The sequence below is a fragment of the Thioclava sp. DLFJ5-1 genome (assembly GCF_002020115.1).
Lineage (GTDB): Bacteria > Pseudomonadota > Alphaproteobacteria > Rhodobacterales > Rhodobacteraceae > Thioclava > Thioclava sediminum.
The window spans coordinates 1,205,831-1,219,716 of sequence record NZ_MPZU01000001.1 but is presented as its reverse complement, the minus strand read 5'-3'; the positions used below and the strand labels follow the sequence as shown (position 1 = coordinate 1,219,716).

Below are 13,886 nucleotides of genomic sequence, written 5' to 3'. Positions count from 1 at the left end.
AAGATGCGTGCGTATACGGAGAAGCATTCGAACGCGCGCTTCGTCGAAGACTACATCTTCCGCGAGGGGGCGGAGTTCATCGGCGGCACGCTAATCTTCACGACGAAGCGTGCCGCTCGGCTCCAACTCGAAGAGCTGGCGGCCGGGCAAGAAATTCTCCACACAACCCTTTCGCTTCCCGAAGGCCTGCATATGGCACGGCAGGAATGGTTGCAGGTTGTGTTCATCCAGCTCGAGTTGATGGGCTTGCCGCCGCTTGAGATTCCTTCCTTGATCGGTCGGCATGCTGATGCAAATTGCGATCACGTTCATTTCGCGCACATTCCTACGACTTTCGTCGGAACACTGATCAAACCCAGACTGTCTCGCCGGGACACCGACCGTAATCACGTTCAGCTCGCGAAGCGTCTCGGCCTTCCCGCGCCGATCTATTTCGACCCGAAGACGCCGACGCTCCGCCCACCGACGCCGCGGCGAAAACTCAATTCACCCGCGCGGATGGCACTGTATCGCGCGATGACGGAAATTTTCGAAAACGATCCGCCGACCTCAATCGAAGGCCTCAAAGCTCGGCTGCGATCCAGGAGCGAACCGATCACATTGATGGACGCCCGCAACAGTCACGGCATTTACAGCTATCGCTATCGCACGGCCCATGGCGAAGTCTGGGGCGGAGAGCTCGGAGAGGCCTGGCAGCCGCGCCATCTCCATACACGCTTTGACCTCGCGATGGCCCTGCCCGCATCCAGCCTCGCGCTCTCAATTAGACATTCCAAGGACAAAATGAAGGAAGCGATCCATGCCGCACACACCGAATGCGCCAAATGCAATCTCGCCATCGCCCGAAGTCGAATACATCATCAAGGCAATCGACGAGAAAACAGACGCGCTGATGCCGCTGATCGAATTGCTCCAACTGTTGGAGAAAGACAAGACCGAGCTCGGGAAACTGATGATGTCGGCGCTCTACGCCCTGCGGGACGAACTCACGATGCTCGGGCGCATTCGACAGGACACGAAGGACTTTCTGGATTCGATCATCGCGGATCAGCAGGCCCGAGACGAACGCTTGAGCGCCCTCGAGATACTCGCGCGAGAGAACGCGGAAGGCCAGAAACGCATCTTGCGACTCCTGAGCATCCCGGTGCGCTGAGCTTCGGGTCGTGGCTCGCGCGGACGCTCAATATTCTCCGTCAGAATTTCCAAGATTGGCGTTGGAAGCGATTGCCTAAACGGCTTGCGATCGTCGTCGCTTTCAGCGCGGGGGATCAGGCGATCATCTCCCCGCGGGAGGTCCAAGTGCTGAGGGAAGGTCCGGATGCGGCGCTTCTTTTTCAGATCCTCGAACGGCGCCAATTTGAACCTGTCGTCGCCACCGATCCTCAGCCAGATACCCAGCCGCTGCCCCCCGCAGATGAATGCGGGCCTGATTTCTAATAGCCGCAATGTCCCGGAATTCCGACAATACGCCCCGAACGTCGAGTTGGTGCGATAAAGAAGGAAAAGAAATCAATTGCTTGAATTGATATTTCTTCCGTAGATAAGGCTTCTTGCTATTCGCAGCGATACACAAAGCTCTTTCCCGGAGGTGTGCGTTAACATCTTCTCCGCCCTGACGGACGAGGATTGCCCATCAGGCCAAAGCGGCATTGAGCCCCTTCGACCTGAATCGAGTTGACGCTTCACAGGCGGCTAATGTCGAAGCCTCCACGTCCAGCAACGGGGTGTTCCCCCGCCGATCCTCATCCCGGGCGAGGGCCCGGGCCAGGATATTCTTTGCCGCGTTGATATCGGCATTGGTGGTGACGCCACATGCGGTGCATGCAAAGAGGGCTTGGCTTTCGCGGCTCCTTGCATCCACATGGCCGCAGGCGGCGCAGGTCTGACTGGTGTAAGCGGCCGGAACCTTGCTCAGGACGCCTCCCGTCTCCTCGAGCTTGTAGCTGAGCATGCGCTCGAACGCATACCAGCCAACATTCAAAATCGACCGGTTCAGACCGGCTTTCTGAGCGACATTCGATCCAGGCTCTTCGATCGTGCCGCGCGCCGAGCGCGTCATGTTCGCGATCTTGAGGTTTTCGATCGCGATCAAGCCGAAGTCTTTGACCAGCCGCCAGCTCAACACATGAGCCACATGAGCCCGGGCGCGCGCATCGCGCGCCTTTAGCGCTGAGAGCCTAGCCCGGGCCTTTGCATAGCGCGCAGATCCTCGCTTGCGCCGCGACAGCACCTTTTGGGCGCGCCGCTGGGCAGCTTGTCGCGATCTCATCGCCTTTGGTAGGTGGACCATTTCACCGGTCGAGAGCGCGAAGGGCACAGCGACACCGCGGTCGACGCCCACGGCGCCGGCCGGGATCGGCCGCTCCTCGATCTCGTAACGCACCGCGATCGAGATCTGCCAGCCGCCACCGGAGCGGCGCGAGATGGTGGCGTTTCGGATATCGGCAGCCCCGTCCTTCTTCGCGGGCAGCGGGCGGGTGTCGCGATAGCGCACCCATCCGATTTTGGGGATGCGCACCTCTGACCATTTCGCATTCAGGCGTCGGACCGTGATTTCGCGCCCGGCCTGACGAAAGCTGTCGTCACGCCACTTCTGGCGCGCACGCGGATAGCCCGCGCGTCCCTCGAAGAAATTGGCGTAGGCACGATCGAGATCGATCAGGGCCTGAATTTGTGCGGTCTGGCTGACTGCCTTGATCCAGGGCTCTGACGCGCGCAGTGCCGAGAGCTCGCCGGACATGCTCATCGCGCCCAAATTGCGGTGCGCCCCACCGGCGTAGGGGCGCCTGCCCCATGTGCGGCGCTGCTCGCGTGCGAGATTATAGATGAGGCGCACGACACCAGCCGTCTGCGCGAGCAGGGCTTCCTGCTCCGAAGATGGCTTTAAGGTGTAGACATGGCCGCGAATTGTTTGCATTTTCGTAAAATACAATTTGGTCTATGGTGAGTCAATATGGAATATCGTAATGGAAGACATGTATTTACGTCAATGCGAGTAAATTTGGTCTTTGTCACAAAATGTCGCCGCGGCGTGCTGGACGTTGATGCGCATGAGCGCCTGAGGGCGGCCTTCGACAAAGTCGCCAGTGACTTTAACGCGCGCCTGCTCGAATGCGATGGTGAGGACGACCACGTCCATCTCCTGATCGAATATCCGCCGGTGGTGGCGGTGTCGAAGCTTGTTAACTCGCTAAAAGGGGTTGGGTCGCGGCTTTTGCTGCGCGACCGCGAAGATCTCCGGCGCTTCAGTCGAAAGGGGTTCTGGTCGCCGAGTTATTTTGCCGCCAGCTGCGGGGGCGCGCCGATAAAGACGATCAAGAGCTATGTGCGCAATCAGCGCACGCCGACGAAATAAAGCGGCCTTTATCTCTCCCTGACCTGAACGAAGGGGGGCTGATGTTGTGATGAATATCACCAAGCGCGGCGAAATTTGGCATCTGCGTCGGCGGGTTCCCAAGGCCGATGCCTCTGTCGATCCGCGCCGCGAGGTGGTGATCAGCCTTAGAACTGGGTCTGAGACGGTGGCGCGAGAGAAGGCCCCGGTGCTCTGGGCCGAGCAGGTCGAGGTCTGGGAGGCGATGCTCGATGGCCATACGGAAGACGCGGAGGCGCGGTTCGCTGCGGCCAAGCGGTTTGCCAAGGCGCGCGGCTACCGGTTTCTCGATGCGCGCAAGGTAGCGCGTCTGCCCGTGCAAGAGCTCCTCGCGCGTATCGATCTGGTTGCGAGTGACGAGATGCGCGATCCGCTTGGTGCGGATTCGCTCTTGGGTGGGGCGGAACTGCCCCTAATCACCGTTTCGCGGGCGCTCGAGCTGTTCTGGGGGCTCGCGCGGGACAAAACCTTGGGCAAGAGTGTGGACCAGGTCCGACGGTGGCGTTACCCGCATATCAAGGCCGTGCAGAATTTTATCGCGGGTGTCGGGGACAAGCCGCTTGATGATCTGTCGCGGGATGATTTTCTGGATTTTCGCGACTGGTGGTCAGAGCGGATCGCATCCGAGGGGCTCACCGCGAATTCCGCGAACAAGGATCTGACGCATCTCAGTGCGGTCTTGAGGCGCGTGAACCGCGACAAGCGGCTCGGGCTCGAGCTGCCGCTCGAGGATCTCGGCTTCCGACAGGGGAAAGCGGCGCGGAGGCCGTCCTTCTCGGACGCTTGGGTGCAGGATCGCTTGCTGGCCCCCGGTGCGCTCGATGGGCTGGAGCCGCAGGCCCGGGCGACCTTGCGGGTGATGGTGAATACCGGGCTGCGTCCGAGCGAAATCGCGGCGCTACGGCCCGAGGAGATCCGGCTCGAGGATCCGATCCCGCATTTGCTTTTGCAGCCGATCGGTCGAGTTCTGAAGACGCAGAACGCGGAGCGCGTCATGCCGCTGCACGGGGTGTCGCTCGAGGCGATGCGGGGGTTTCCGAACGGGTTTTCGCGCTATCGCGAGAGTTCGGCCACGCTGAGCGCCACCGTGAATACCTATCTGCGGGATGCAGGCCTTCTGCAGAGCGAGCGGCATTCTCTCTACAGCCTGCGGCACGCGTTTGAGGATCGAATGCTCGCCGCTGGGATCGACGAGCGGATCCGGCGCGACGTGATGGGGCATGCTCTGGGGCGCGAGCGCTACGGGGAAGGTGGGCGACTTGCGGTGATCGCAGGGCTCCTTGAGCCGATTGCATTCTGAGCACTCTGCGGGGCCAGTTCCGCTATCGCGTTCTACGCGCCCCCAGAAAAAGAGGATGTCAGAATATCTTTGCTACGATGGCATTCCGATAGAAAGATTTCCCAACAAAAAGAGCCGCGACCAAAATAGTCGCGGCTCTTCGTTTCGTAAGCGGTGTCTGAGCGGCACGTTGTCTGCGTCGGCGCGGACTGCGAGGTGATACCCATCTCAAGATGGGAGTGCGTTTCGCAATGGATGCTCAGACTGCGTTTCTCAGATCGCTGGGAGTTGAGATCTTCGAGAGCGGGCACCGCCGGTGGCCGGAGAAGGTGAAGGCACAGGCTGTCGCGGAGACACTTGAGCCGGGCGCGACGGTGAACGCCGTGGCGGCGCGTTACGGGATGAAGCCGAACCAGTTGTCGGCGTGGCGATGCCTGGCCAAAGAGGGCAAGCTGGTCCTGCCCGCCGCCGAGATGTCGGATGAGCCGACTGCCTTCGCGCCGGTTGTCCTGTGCGAGCCGAAGCCCCCGCAGGCGCCGCATCCCTCGAGGCAGTCGGACGACAGCCTCCGCCTCGTCTTCGGTGACGTGACGATCGCGCTTGCCGCCGACACCCCGGCAGTGCGGATTGCCGAGATCGTCCATGCGCTCGGGTCGTCCTCGTGATGATGCCGTCCCACACCGTCCGTATCCTCGTGGCGACCCAGCCGGTCGACTTCAGGAAAGGCCACGACGGTCTCGCCGCGCAGGTCGCATCGGTCCTGAAGGAGGATCCGTTCACTGGCACCGTGTTTTTGTTCCGGGCGAAGCGTGCAGACAGGCTGAAGATCCTCTTCTGGGACGGCACCGGGCTGGTGATGGCCTACAAGCGGCTTGAGGAGAGTTCCTTCATCTGGCCGGCGGTTCGGAACGGCGTGATGACTTTGAACCGGGCGCAGTTCGAGGCCCTGTTCGCCGGGCTCGACTGGCGCAAGGTGACGGCCCTGGAGATCCGCCGCCCGGCTGCGGCAGAGTGAATCAGGCACGAGAAAGGGCGGGCCTTCGAGGCGGCTTCGGGGTAGCCTCCGCCCATGCCATCCACCGCGATCATTGACCTGTCCGCAATCCCCGAGGCGCAGCGCGAAGCTGTCGCCGCGCTGCTGCGCGAGCATGAGGAGCTCAAAGATGAGAGGGTCAGCCTCAAGGAGATCATCAAGCGCCTCGAGCATCTGGTCGCCGAACTCAACCAGGCAGTCCACGGCAAACGGTCCGAGAAGCTCAGCGAAGATGACCGGCAGCTGGCCTTCGAGGATCTCGAGATTGCGGTCGCCGAAGCCGAGGAGAAGCAGGAGACGCAAGCGCCGTCCGAGAGCCGACCCCGGCGTGCAGACCGGCGCAATCGAGGCAACCTGCCCAAGGACCTGCCGCGCATCGAGCGCGTGATCGAGCCGGAGAGCCTGCAATGTCCTTGTGGCTGCGGGGAGATGCACAAGATCGGCGAGGACCGGACCGAGCGCCTGGACATCGTGCCCGCCCAGCTGCGCGTGCTCGTCACGGTTCGCCCCAAATACGCCTGCCGCACCTGCACCGATGGCGTGACCCAGGCGAGCGCCCCGGCGCATCTCATCGACGGCGGCCTGCCGACCGAGGGCGCCATCGCGCATGTCCTGATCAGCAAATATGCGGACCACTTGCCCTTGTATCGGCAGAGCCGGATCCTTGCCCGATCGGGCATCGAGATCCACCGCAGCACGCTGGCCGACTGGGTCGGCACCGCCGCATTCCATCTCGGTCCCGTCGTCGACCGGCTGGCCGAACATCTGAAGACGTCGACCAAGCTCTTCATGGATGAAACCACTGCCCCTGTGCTGGATCCGGGGCGCGGCAGGACCAAGACGGGATATCTCTGGGCGCTCGCCCGCGACGACCGGTCATGGGGCGGAGATGATCCACCGGGCGTGGTCTTCTTCTACGCGCCCGGCCGCGCCGGGGAGAACGCGGAGAAGATTTTGCACGGCTTCGACGGCATCCTGCAGCTCGATGGCTACCAGGGTTACAACCGTTTGACGCGTCCCGCCCGCAAGGGTGGCAACCCGATCCGCGTGGCGCATTGCTGGGCCCACGCCCGGCGCAAGCTGAAGGAGGTCTTCGACCGCGACGGCTCCGAGATCGCCGCCGAGGGGCTGCGCCGCATCGCCGAGTTCTACAAGATCGAGGCCGACATTCGCGGCACGGCGCCGGGACAGCGGCTCTCGGCCCGGCAGGCGCGCACAGCGCCCCTCGTGGTCGAGTTCGGTGAACGGCTACAACAGCAACGTCTGCGTATCTCCGCCAAGTCGCGCCTGGGAGAGAAGCTCGCTTACATCCACCGTTACTGGGACGGGCTCCAGACCTTCCTGCACGATGGGCGGGTGGAGATCGACTCCAACAGCGTGGAGAACCTGATCCGGCCCATCGCTCTGAACAGGAAGAACGCATTGTTCGCCGGACATGACGAAGGCGGGCGCGCTTGGGGACGCATCGCATCGCTCATCGAGACCGCAAAGATCAACGGCGTCGAGCCCTTCAACTATCTCAAGGCCACCCTCGAGGCCATCGCCGCCGGCCATCCGCAGGGCCGCATCGATGAACTTCTCCCGTGGAACTTCAAGCCATCAAGCTGAACCTGAGGTGGGATGCAGCCGCCGCTTACTTCGTTTCCGTTAAGGGCTTCGAGATTTGGCGCTGTTTTTCTTTAGAGAGAAGCCGCGCTATTACCCTTTCGCGCCTTGCCCGCGCGCATAGACATCCTCGTGGCGGATGATGTCGACCTATCTCCGAAAGATGCACGATGCCGCGGGAGGGTAACACTAAGCGGACACGGACTATTCTCTAGCGCAGAGGGATGAGATGACCTGTTGCACAGTGTGCGAAACTGAAAATTGACGCTGGAACAGATGGAAACACCGAACCGGCAACTTCGGGTCTGCATCAATTCTTTTGATCAACGCTAAGCAACGTTGCTCAAGTTCGTCCAAGCTGTTGTTCTCGCAGACGCCGCCAACGTTTTCGCGTTTGATCAAAGGGGCGAGGTCGTTGCCAGGGTTCACGTTTGCGAGCACCGGCAGACCGTTTTGCATGTAGGTCAGGAACTTTCCCGGGATATTGTGCGATTTGTGGCGGGGGTCGAGCGCGACGATGCCCACGTCACATTGAGCGTAAAGATCCGGAATTTCGTCGGGGTCGATCTCGTCGCGAAACAAGACGTTGTCGAGACGGCGCGCGCGCGCCGTCTCTCTGAGCCGTTTTGCATCTCTACCGCGCCCGACAAACAGAAAACCTATGTCCTCGCGAACCTGCATCCGGTCCGCGAGGTCAAGCAGAATGTCCATGCCCTGTGCAATTCCCATGTTGCCTGCGTAGACCATGATTTTTCGCCCGGCGAGCGGTGTCTCCTCAATCCTGATCGGGCATCGGGCGCTGGCTGGCGCGTCGAGCCAGTTCTGCAAAACCTCAAGCGAGCGGCCCTTCCGCGCTTCGCGCCACTGCTCAAAATAGCCTAAGTTACCAGGGGTCTGCACGCCGATAATATCGGCGACATCGTATTGTTGGCGGGCAATCCATTTAAGAAATCGATACACTGGTCCCGGCCGCAATACGCCGAGATCGACGGCCCACTCAGGGAAAATATCGCGGATAATCAGGTATCCCTTGCAGCCGCTCTGTCGCTTCAGCGCGCGAACTAGGGGACCATGGAAAATCGATGGAGAATACCACACGATCCCATCCCAGCACTGTCCCGCCAACGGGCTTCGACGCAGGTTGCGCCACATCGCGCGGGGCATCAGCCATTCGCCGATGGTCCGCCGAATGTAGCTGATGTCCTTGGTTCGCGGCGATCTCAGGCGCAGGACCTGCGCACCGTCGAAGTTCTCCAGCGTCCAAGGTCGGTCGAGATCAGCGTCGGGCAGAAGCACCGTCAACTCATGACCCTGCCGTGCAAATTCGCGTGCTAAGTCGCGCAACTGGACCGCCCCGGAGGTGCGCAGCGGCGGAAACGTATCGGCAATCAAGGCGACTTTCATCGGGTCCCGCTCATGATTTCCGCCACACTACCCGGTTCACGTAATCGGTGTAGCTGTGGATGATGCGCAGAACCTTCACGCTGACATTGGGCATCGTGTAGTCGGCAACGGTCCGAAGCCCTCGCTCTTCACCCCGCGGCTGACTCGCGAGGATAGCGAGGGATTGGCGGACCCGCTCGACTTCGAGGCCGACCATCATTACGGCGGCCTCCTCCATCCCCTCCGGGCGCTCATGAACCTCGCGCAGGTTAATCGCAGGGAAATTGAGAATCGAACTTTCCTCCGTGATCGTGCCACTATCAGAGAGAACGGCCTTAGCGTTCATCTGTAGATTGATGTAATCGTGGAATCCTAGTGGTTTGAGCAACTTCACCAGCGGGTGAAACACGACTCCAGCGGCATCCACTCGTTTTTGCGTGCGCGGGTGGGTCGAGACGATTACCGGCTTGGTGTGGTCTTCGGCCACCGAGTTCAGCACATCGACAAGTTTGTCGAAATTGCGTTCGCTTTCGATATTTTCCTCGCGGTGAGCGCTGACCACAAAATAGCCCTGACGTTCGAGCCCAAGCCTAGTTAGCGCCGTCGATGCCTCGATCTGCGGCAGGTAGTGGTTCAGCACCTCGAACATAGGGCTGCCGGTTTTGATCACTTGGTCCGGCGGCAGGCCCTCGCGCAACAGGTAGTCTCGCGCGATACTACTGTATGTAAGGTTTATATCTGCTGTGTGATCGACGATACGGCGGTTGGTTTCTTCCGGCACGCGCATGTCGAAGCACCGATTGCCGGCCTCCATGTGGAAGATAGGGATGTGGCGTCGTTTGGCGGGGATCACCGATAGACAGCTGTTGGTATCGCCAAGAACTAGCAGAGCTTCCGGACGCAAATCGGCGAGCACGTCATCGACGGATGAAATCAGGTTTCCAATCGTATTCGCAGCGCTACGGCTTCCCTCTGCGCTGCCCAGAAAATAGTCGGGCTTGCGCACCCCTAGGTCATCGAAAAAAACTTGGTTCAGCTCGTAGTCGTAGTTCTGCCCAGTGTGGACTAGAACATGCTCGCAGTGCCGGTCCAGCATCGCCAAAACGCGTGATAGCCGAATGATTTCTGGGCGGGTGCCCACGATGGACATGACTTTGAGTTTCTTCATCTTCACACCTTGCTTGCGATCGTGTCGGGATGTTGTCGATCGAAGACTTCGTTAGCCCAGAGCATGACTACCAGTTCACCTTCGCCGATATTGGTGATGTCGTGCGACCAGCCTGGAATGGTCTCAACTACTCGCGGTTTGTCGTTCGAGGTTCTGATTTCGAGTTTCTCGCCACTCAATATGTGCCTGAATCGAAACAGGGCTTCTCCTTTGATAACTAAGAATTTTTCGGACTTTGTATGATGGTAATGGCCCCCGCGGGTTACTCCGGGATTTGCCGTGAAATAGCTGAACTGGCCACAATCGGGCGTCTTCAGCATCTCGACAAAAACACCGCGCTCGTCGCCGTGTTGCGGGATGTCATATGCGAAACGGTCCTCAGGCAGGTAGCTAAGGTAGGTCGCATAGAGCGCTCGGACCAGACCAGTTCCTACGCGTTCGGTGCGTAGCTTCGCTCGGCTCGTCTCGAATGCTTGAAGCAGTGCGGCGAGCTCGCCCACAGTAGTCACATAAGTGGGGTCGACATCGGCAAAGTAGAAGCCTGGTTCCGGCGATTTGAGTGCTGAAAGGAAAGCATTTAGCACGTCGTCGATGTAGGCCAAACGAAGCGATGCGTCTGGGTCGTCAATGCGGATTGGCAGACCCCGTGCGATATTGTGGCAGAAGGTTGCCACGACCGAGTTATAGTTCGGGCGCCCCCATTTTCCGAAGACGCCTGGAAGACGGAATACAATCGCAGGATTTTTGGTTTCCTGTGCGAGGGCGCGCACTGCTTGTTCTGCAGCCAGTTTGCTGCGGCCGTAGGGGGTATCGCACTCGGCCTGGATCGAAGAGGCGAGCAGGAGCGCTACGTGGCGTCCGCTCGTATCGAATTCCCGCTGAATAGCGTCGCAAAGCTTTACCGTCAGACCGGCGTTGATCTCGTCGAAGGCCCGTTCGTCCTTGGGTCGGTTTTCACCGGCCAAGTGAATAACTACATCGGCTTCAGCTAATAGATTTTCGAGGCGGGCGGAATCGTCGCCGCGATCGAAGCGCGCGACGACTACGTCGGCCTCTTCACCCAGACGCACCATCAGGTTACGACCGACGAAGCCCTGTGAACCGGTAACCAGGATCCGGGTAAACGGAAACGACATCGCGTTACTCCTCGGCCTCCAAATGTTCGCCCCGAACTGTCGCCTGCATGAAACGGAGTTTCATTAGAAGGTCTTTCATCCCCTTCACGTCGAGGCGCATTGTGTTGTGCGAGTTATAGTCCTCCGCTTGCGAAATTCTGACCTCGCCCGTCTCGACAAATTTATCGTAGTTGAGATCGCGCAAATCGGGCGGCACGCGGTAATATCCGACTAGGTCCTGAGCTGCCGCCATTTCTTCGCGGCTCAGCAGCACCTCGAAAAGCTTTTCACCATGCCTAGTGCCGATGGTGTTGATGGGGTGTTTGGGCACCCCGAGCAGGTCCGTGAGGGCCATTGCCAAAGTTTCGATCGTCGCGGCAGGCGCTTTTTGAACGAAGATCTCGCCTGGTTCGCCGTGTTTAAAGGCGTAGAGCACCAAGTCAACGGCGTCATCGAGTGTCATCATGAACCGGGTCATCGACGGGTCGGTGATCGTGATCGGTCTGCCGGCGCGAATTTGATTGGTGAACAGCGGGATCACTGACCCTCGTGAGGCCATCACGTTGCCGTATCGAGTGGCGCAGATCACCGTGTCATTGCTCAATCGAGACTTGGCGACGATGACCTTCTCCATCATTGCTTTACTGATGCCCATCGCATTGATTGGGTAGACCGCTTTGTCTGTGCTCAGGCAGACTACACGTCTAACGCCGCAATTGATTGCGGCTTCGAGCGTGTTCTCGGTGCCGATTACGTTGGTCTTGACTGCCTCCATCGGGTGGAACTCGCACGAAGGCACCTGCTTAAGCGCCGCAGCGTGATACACGTAATCGACACCGCGCATGGCATTCAGCACCGATTGGTAGTCGCGCACATCGCCAATATAGAATTTTAGCTTCGGGTTCGCATACTTCTTACGCATGTCGTCCTGCTTCTTCTCGTCCCGGCTTAGGATCCGGATCTCGCGCAGATCGGAGTCAATGAACCGACGCAAGACGGCATTGCCGAAAGAGCCCGTGCCACCGGTAATAAGAAGGGTCCTGTCATTGAACATGTTTAAATATCCTGCTGTGTTTCGTCGAGGTCGGAGCTCAGAAGTGCCAAATATCGTTGAGCTCGGTCTTCTGGCGTGGAAAAGGAAAATGCATGCTCTCTTGCTGCACGCATAGCGGTGGCGTTGGGTGCGCCATCTTTGAATGCTGCCGCAATTGCGTGGGCGGCATCGGTCGGAGATCCCGGGTCAAAATATGTTGCATGCTTCCCACAAACATCTCGATTGAAGGGGCGATCGGACGCAAACAATGGGCGTTCCATTGCCATGGTCTCTAGAGGAGTCGCCGAAAAGCATTCTAGTAACGAGGGAAAGACTACCGCATCTAGAGCGCGATAAAAGGCCGGACACTGGGCGGGTGCTAGCGGCCCGATATTAACACATGCCTCCTGAAACGCGGGACTAGACGCCTGCCACTCCTCTTCCGTAAATGTCACGTAAAACAGCGCCTCAATATCGTGGCACTCGCGTAATTTCGATACGATCTCAGGGAATATCTTAGTATTCTTGTGTGCATAGTTGCGCCCGACAAAGCCTAAACGAAGCTTTCCATCAGATGGCGGCACCGCGACATCCATCCATTGAGTTTCGTCTCGGTAGATTGCAGACAGACAGTTGTGAACGACATGAATGCGTGCGGGATCGACACCGAGTTCGCGAACCAACCCGTCCTTAACGTGTTCAAGTTCAACAACGAGACAATCTGCACGCTTGAAGAATTGGCTCTGAATCCAAAATTTCAACCGATTTCTTAAACGCTTCAAGAATGGCATAGTGCGATAAACTTCATTGCGCGGGTAGATGATCCACGGCTGCGCAAAACCCACGATACTCTTGAACGGCGGGTTCCAGCGATAGAGAGGACCAAATACGGTAAATATACAGTCAAATTGGGCAAAGAAGTTAAGAGCTTCTACATTCCAAGGATCAATTCCATTCACATTAAGACTTACGACATCATCGCTAACATTCGAAAGCATCGCGGCGCCGCCAACGGCACTTTCTACTTCGGATGAAAGAGCGAACGAGAGATTTGTCCGCCGAGCTTCCGATTTGGCGATTTCTGAAAGAAAGGAACTTGCAACTTGTACGCCTCCACCGACGTGGAGGTTGGATGCGTTGATAAGAAAGCGCTTTGTCATACTTTTTCCTTTCGGTTCAAAAGGCGCACCGATGCACTGACAAACCATGAGACCATAATTCCGGCTGACATATATGCAAACGAGGACAGCAAGTCGCCGCGGAGAATAAAGAACAGGGCGCCAAACAAGAAATACAATACAGAAGTGTGATAGTTAATTTGCATGCCCGACTGAACCTGCCGTTCCAGTGTACGATCCGCCCCAACCATGGCATAGCCAATGAACGCCGCGAACAAGATGATGCCGAAAAAACCGAAATTCACATAGCCTTCGCCAAGAAAAGGCATCGAGATATTATTGAATATGTAGCCCGCATTTTCTGAAAGTTGGTATCCACTACCCACCGGCTTGTCCGGCCAAAACGTCCTTGGGACAAAAAAGAGCAGAGCGCCGAGGAGCTGGTAGCCACCAGTAACAAAATGCGCATCAAAAGCGCTTGCAAAGTTTTCAAATGCATCAAAGTGGGCCGCAAAGAAAAAATCTTGGGATGGTAGGAGGCCTATACGACTAAAGCCGTCGAAATGGCGAAATTGATTCAAAAACGGGAAAACAAACAACAGGGACAATAGAAAAACCAGTGCGAAATTGAAACCCTTTCGCGCACTAGGGACCATGATCAACAGCACAGGAATGTAAGTATATGCAACCATATAGCGAGCTACACCGGTTGGAAAGACCGACATAATCATAAGGAAGAACAACGCTACTTTCAGCAGCCGCATGTTCCTCAGCTCTGT

13 protein-coding genes are annotated in these 13,886 nt (G+C 58.3%); 6 read left to right on the top strand and 7 right to left on the bottom strand.

The window, feature by feature from the left end:
• Positions 1-3: 3 nt before the first annotated feature.
• Positions 4-1,437 (top strand): hypothetical protein, encoded by a 1,434-nt coding sequence (locus BMI86_RS20920; RefSeq protein ID WP_143594698.1) that lies wholly within the window; start codon positions 4-6, stop codon positions 1,435-1,437.
• Positions 1,438-1,633: 196 nt separating this feature from the next.
• On the opposite strand, the gene BMI86_RS05770 is transcribed toward BMI86_RS20920, so the two are convergent.
• Positions 1,634-2,932 (bottom strand): RNA-guided endonuclease TnpB family protein, encoded by a 1,299-nt coding sequence (locus BMI86_RS05770; RefSeq protein ID WP_143594697.1) that lies wholly within the window; start codon positions 2,930-2,932, stop codon positions 1,634-1,636.
• 21 nt (positions 2,933-2,953) lie between these two features.
• Between BMI86_RS05770 and tnpA the strand changes: the two genes are divergently transcribed.
• From tnpA to BMI86_RS05745, 5 genes are all read left to right on the top strand, one after another.
• Positions 2,954-3,355 (top strand): IS200/IS605 family transposase, encoded by a 402-nt coding sequence (tnpA, locus tag BMI86_RS05765; RefSeq protein WP_078540143.1) that lies wholly within the window; start codon positions 2,954-2,956, stop codon positions 3,353-3,355.
• A 49-nt stretch (positions 3,356-3,404) separates the two neighbouring features.
• On the top strand, positions 3,405-4,673 hold the full coding sequence (locus tag BMI86_RS05760) for a DUF6538 domain-containing protein (protein WP_078540142.1): 1,269 nt from the start codon (positions 3,405-3,407) through the stop codon (positions 4,671-4,673).
• A gap of 212 nt (positions 4,674-4,885) precedes the next feature.
• Complete coding sequence (locus BMI86_RS21540) at positions 4,886-5,317, top strand: transposase (protein WP_348638948.1); 432 nt, start codon at positions 4,886-4,888, stop codon at positions 5,315-5,317.
• The gene (tnpB, locus tag BMI86_RS05750; RefSeq protein ID WP_078540141.1) at positions 5,317-5,667 is read left to right on the top strand and encodes an IS66 family insertion sequence element accessory protein TnpB; all 351 of its coding nucleotides are present in this window, start codon (positions 5,317-5,319) and stop codon (positions 5,665-5,667) included. Before BMI86_RS21540 ends, tnpB begins: the two co-directional genes overlap by 1 nt.
• Positions 5,668-5,721: 54 nt before the next feature.
• Complete coding sequence (locus tag BMI86_RS05745) at positions 5,722-7,293, top strand: IS66 family transposase (RefSeq protein ID WP_078540140.1); 1,572 nt, start codon at positions 5,722-5,724, stop codon at positions 7,291-7,293.
• Positions 7,294-7,494: 201 nt separating this feature from the next.
• On the opposite strand, the gene BMI86_RS05740 is transcribed toward BMI86_RS05745, so the two are convergent.
• From BMI86_RS05740 to BMI86_RS20915, 6 genes are read right to left on the bottom strand one after another with little or no spacing between them, the layout of a single operon-like run.
• Positions 7,495-8,694 (bottom strand): glycosyltransferase family 4 protein, encoded by a 1,200-nt coding sequence (locus BMI86_RS05740; protein WP_078540139.1) that lies wholly within the window; start codon positions 8,692-8,694, stop codon positions 7,495-7,497.
• Positions 8,695-8,704: 10 nt separating this feature from the next.
• On the bottom strand, positions 8,705-9,841 hold the full coding sequence (wecB, locus tag BMI86_RS05735; protein ID WP_078540138.1) for a UDP-N-acetylglucosamine 2-epimerase (non-hydrolyzing): 1,137 nt from the start codon (positions 9,839-9,841) through the stop codon (positions 8,705-8,707).
• 2 nt (positions 9,842-9,843) lie between these two features.
• A complete protein-coding gene (locus BMI86_RS05730) occupies positions 9,844-10,977 on the bottom strand; it encodes an NAD-dependent epimerase/dehydratase family protein (RefSeq protein WP_078540137.1) in 1,134 nt (377 codons plus the stop codon).
• Positions 10,978-10,981: 4 nt separating this feature from the next.
• The gene (locus BMI86_RS05725; RefSeq protein ID WP_078540136.1) at positions 10,982-12,010 is read right to left on the bottom strand and encodes a polysaccharide biosynthesis protein; all 1,029 of its coding nucleotides are present in this window, start codon (positions 12,008-12,010) and stop codon (positions 10,982-10,984) included.
• 2 nt (positions 12,011-12,012) lie between these two features.
• Positions 12,013-13,149, bottom strand: coding sequence for a glycosyltransferase (locus tag BMI86_RS05720; protein ID WP_168173794.1), 1,137 nt, complete (start codon positions 13,147-13,149; stop codon positions 12,013-12,015).
• Positions 13,146-13,871 carry an O-antigen polysaccharide polymerase Wzy gene (locus BMI86_RS20915; protein WP_143594696.1) on the bottom strand — a complete coding sequence of 242 codons (726 nt, stop codon included), beginning with the start codon at positions 13,869-13,871 and terminating at the stop codon, positions 13,146-13,148. The genes BMI86_RS05720 and BMI86_RS20915 overlap by 4 nt, the downstream gene beginning before the upstream one ends.
• Positions 13,872-13,886 lie beyond the last annotated feature (15 nt).

Excerpts from the sequence above, each read along its gene's own strand:
- BMI86_RS20920 (WP_143594698.1), top strand. The coding sequence starts at position 4 with ATGCGTGCGTATACGGAGAAGCATTCGAACGCGCGCTTCGTCGAAGAC.
- tnpA (WP_078540143.1), top strand. The coding sequence starts at position 2,954 with ATGGAATATCGTAATGGAAGACATGTATTTACGTCAATGCGAGTAAAT.
- BMI86_RS05760 (WP_078540142.1), top strand. The coding sequence starts at position 3,405 with ATGAATATCACCAAGCGCGGCGAAATTTGGCATCTGCGTCGGCGGGTT.
- BMI86_RS21540 (WP_348638948.1), top strand. The coding sequence starts at position 4,886 with ATGGGAGTGCGTTTCGCAATGGATGCTCAGACTGCGTTTCTCAGATCG.
- tnpB (WP_078540141.1), top strand. The coding sequence starts at position 5,317 with ATGATGCCGTCCCACACCGTCCGTATCCTCGTGGCGACCCAGCCGGTC.
- BMI86_RS05745 (WP_078540140.1), top strand. The coding sequence starts at position 5,722 with ATGCCATCCACCGCGATCATTGACCTGTCCGCAATCCCCGAGGCGCAG.
- BMI86_RS05740 (WP_078540139.1), bottom strand. The coding sequence starts at position 8,694 with ATGAAAGTCGCCTTGATTGCCGATACGTTTCCGCCGCTGCGCACCTCC.
- wecB (WP_078540138.1), bottom strand. The coding sequence starts at position 9,841 with ATGAAGAAACTCAAAGTCATGTCCATCGTGGGCACCCGCCCAGAAATC.
- BMI86_RS05730 (WP_078540137.1), bottom strand. The coding sequence starts at position 10,977 with ATGTCGTTTCCGTTTACCCGGATCCTGGTTACCGGTTCACAGGGCTTC.
- BMI86_RS05725 (WP_078540136.1), bottom strand. The coding sequence starts at position 12,010 with ATGTTCAATGACAGGACCCTTCTTATTACCGGTGGCACGGGCTCTTTC.
- BMI86_RS05720 (WP_168173794.1), bottom strand. The coding sequence starts at position 13,149 with ATGACAAAGCGCTTTCTTATCAACGCATCCAACCTCCACGTCGGTGGA.
- BMI86_RS20915 (WP_143594696.1), bottom strand. The coding sequence starts at position 13,871 with ATGCGGCTGCTGAAAGTAGCGTTGTTCTTCCTTATGATTATGTCGGTC.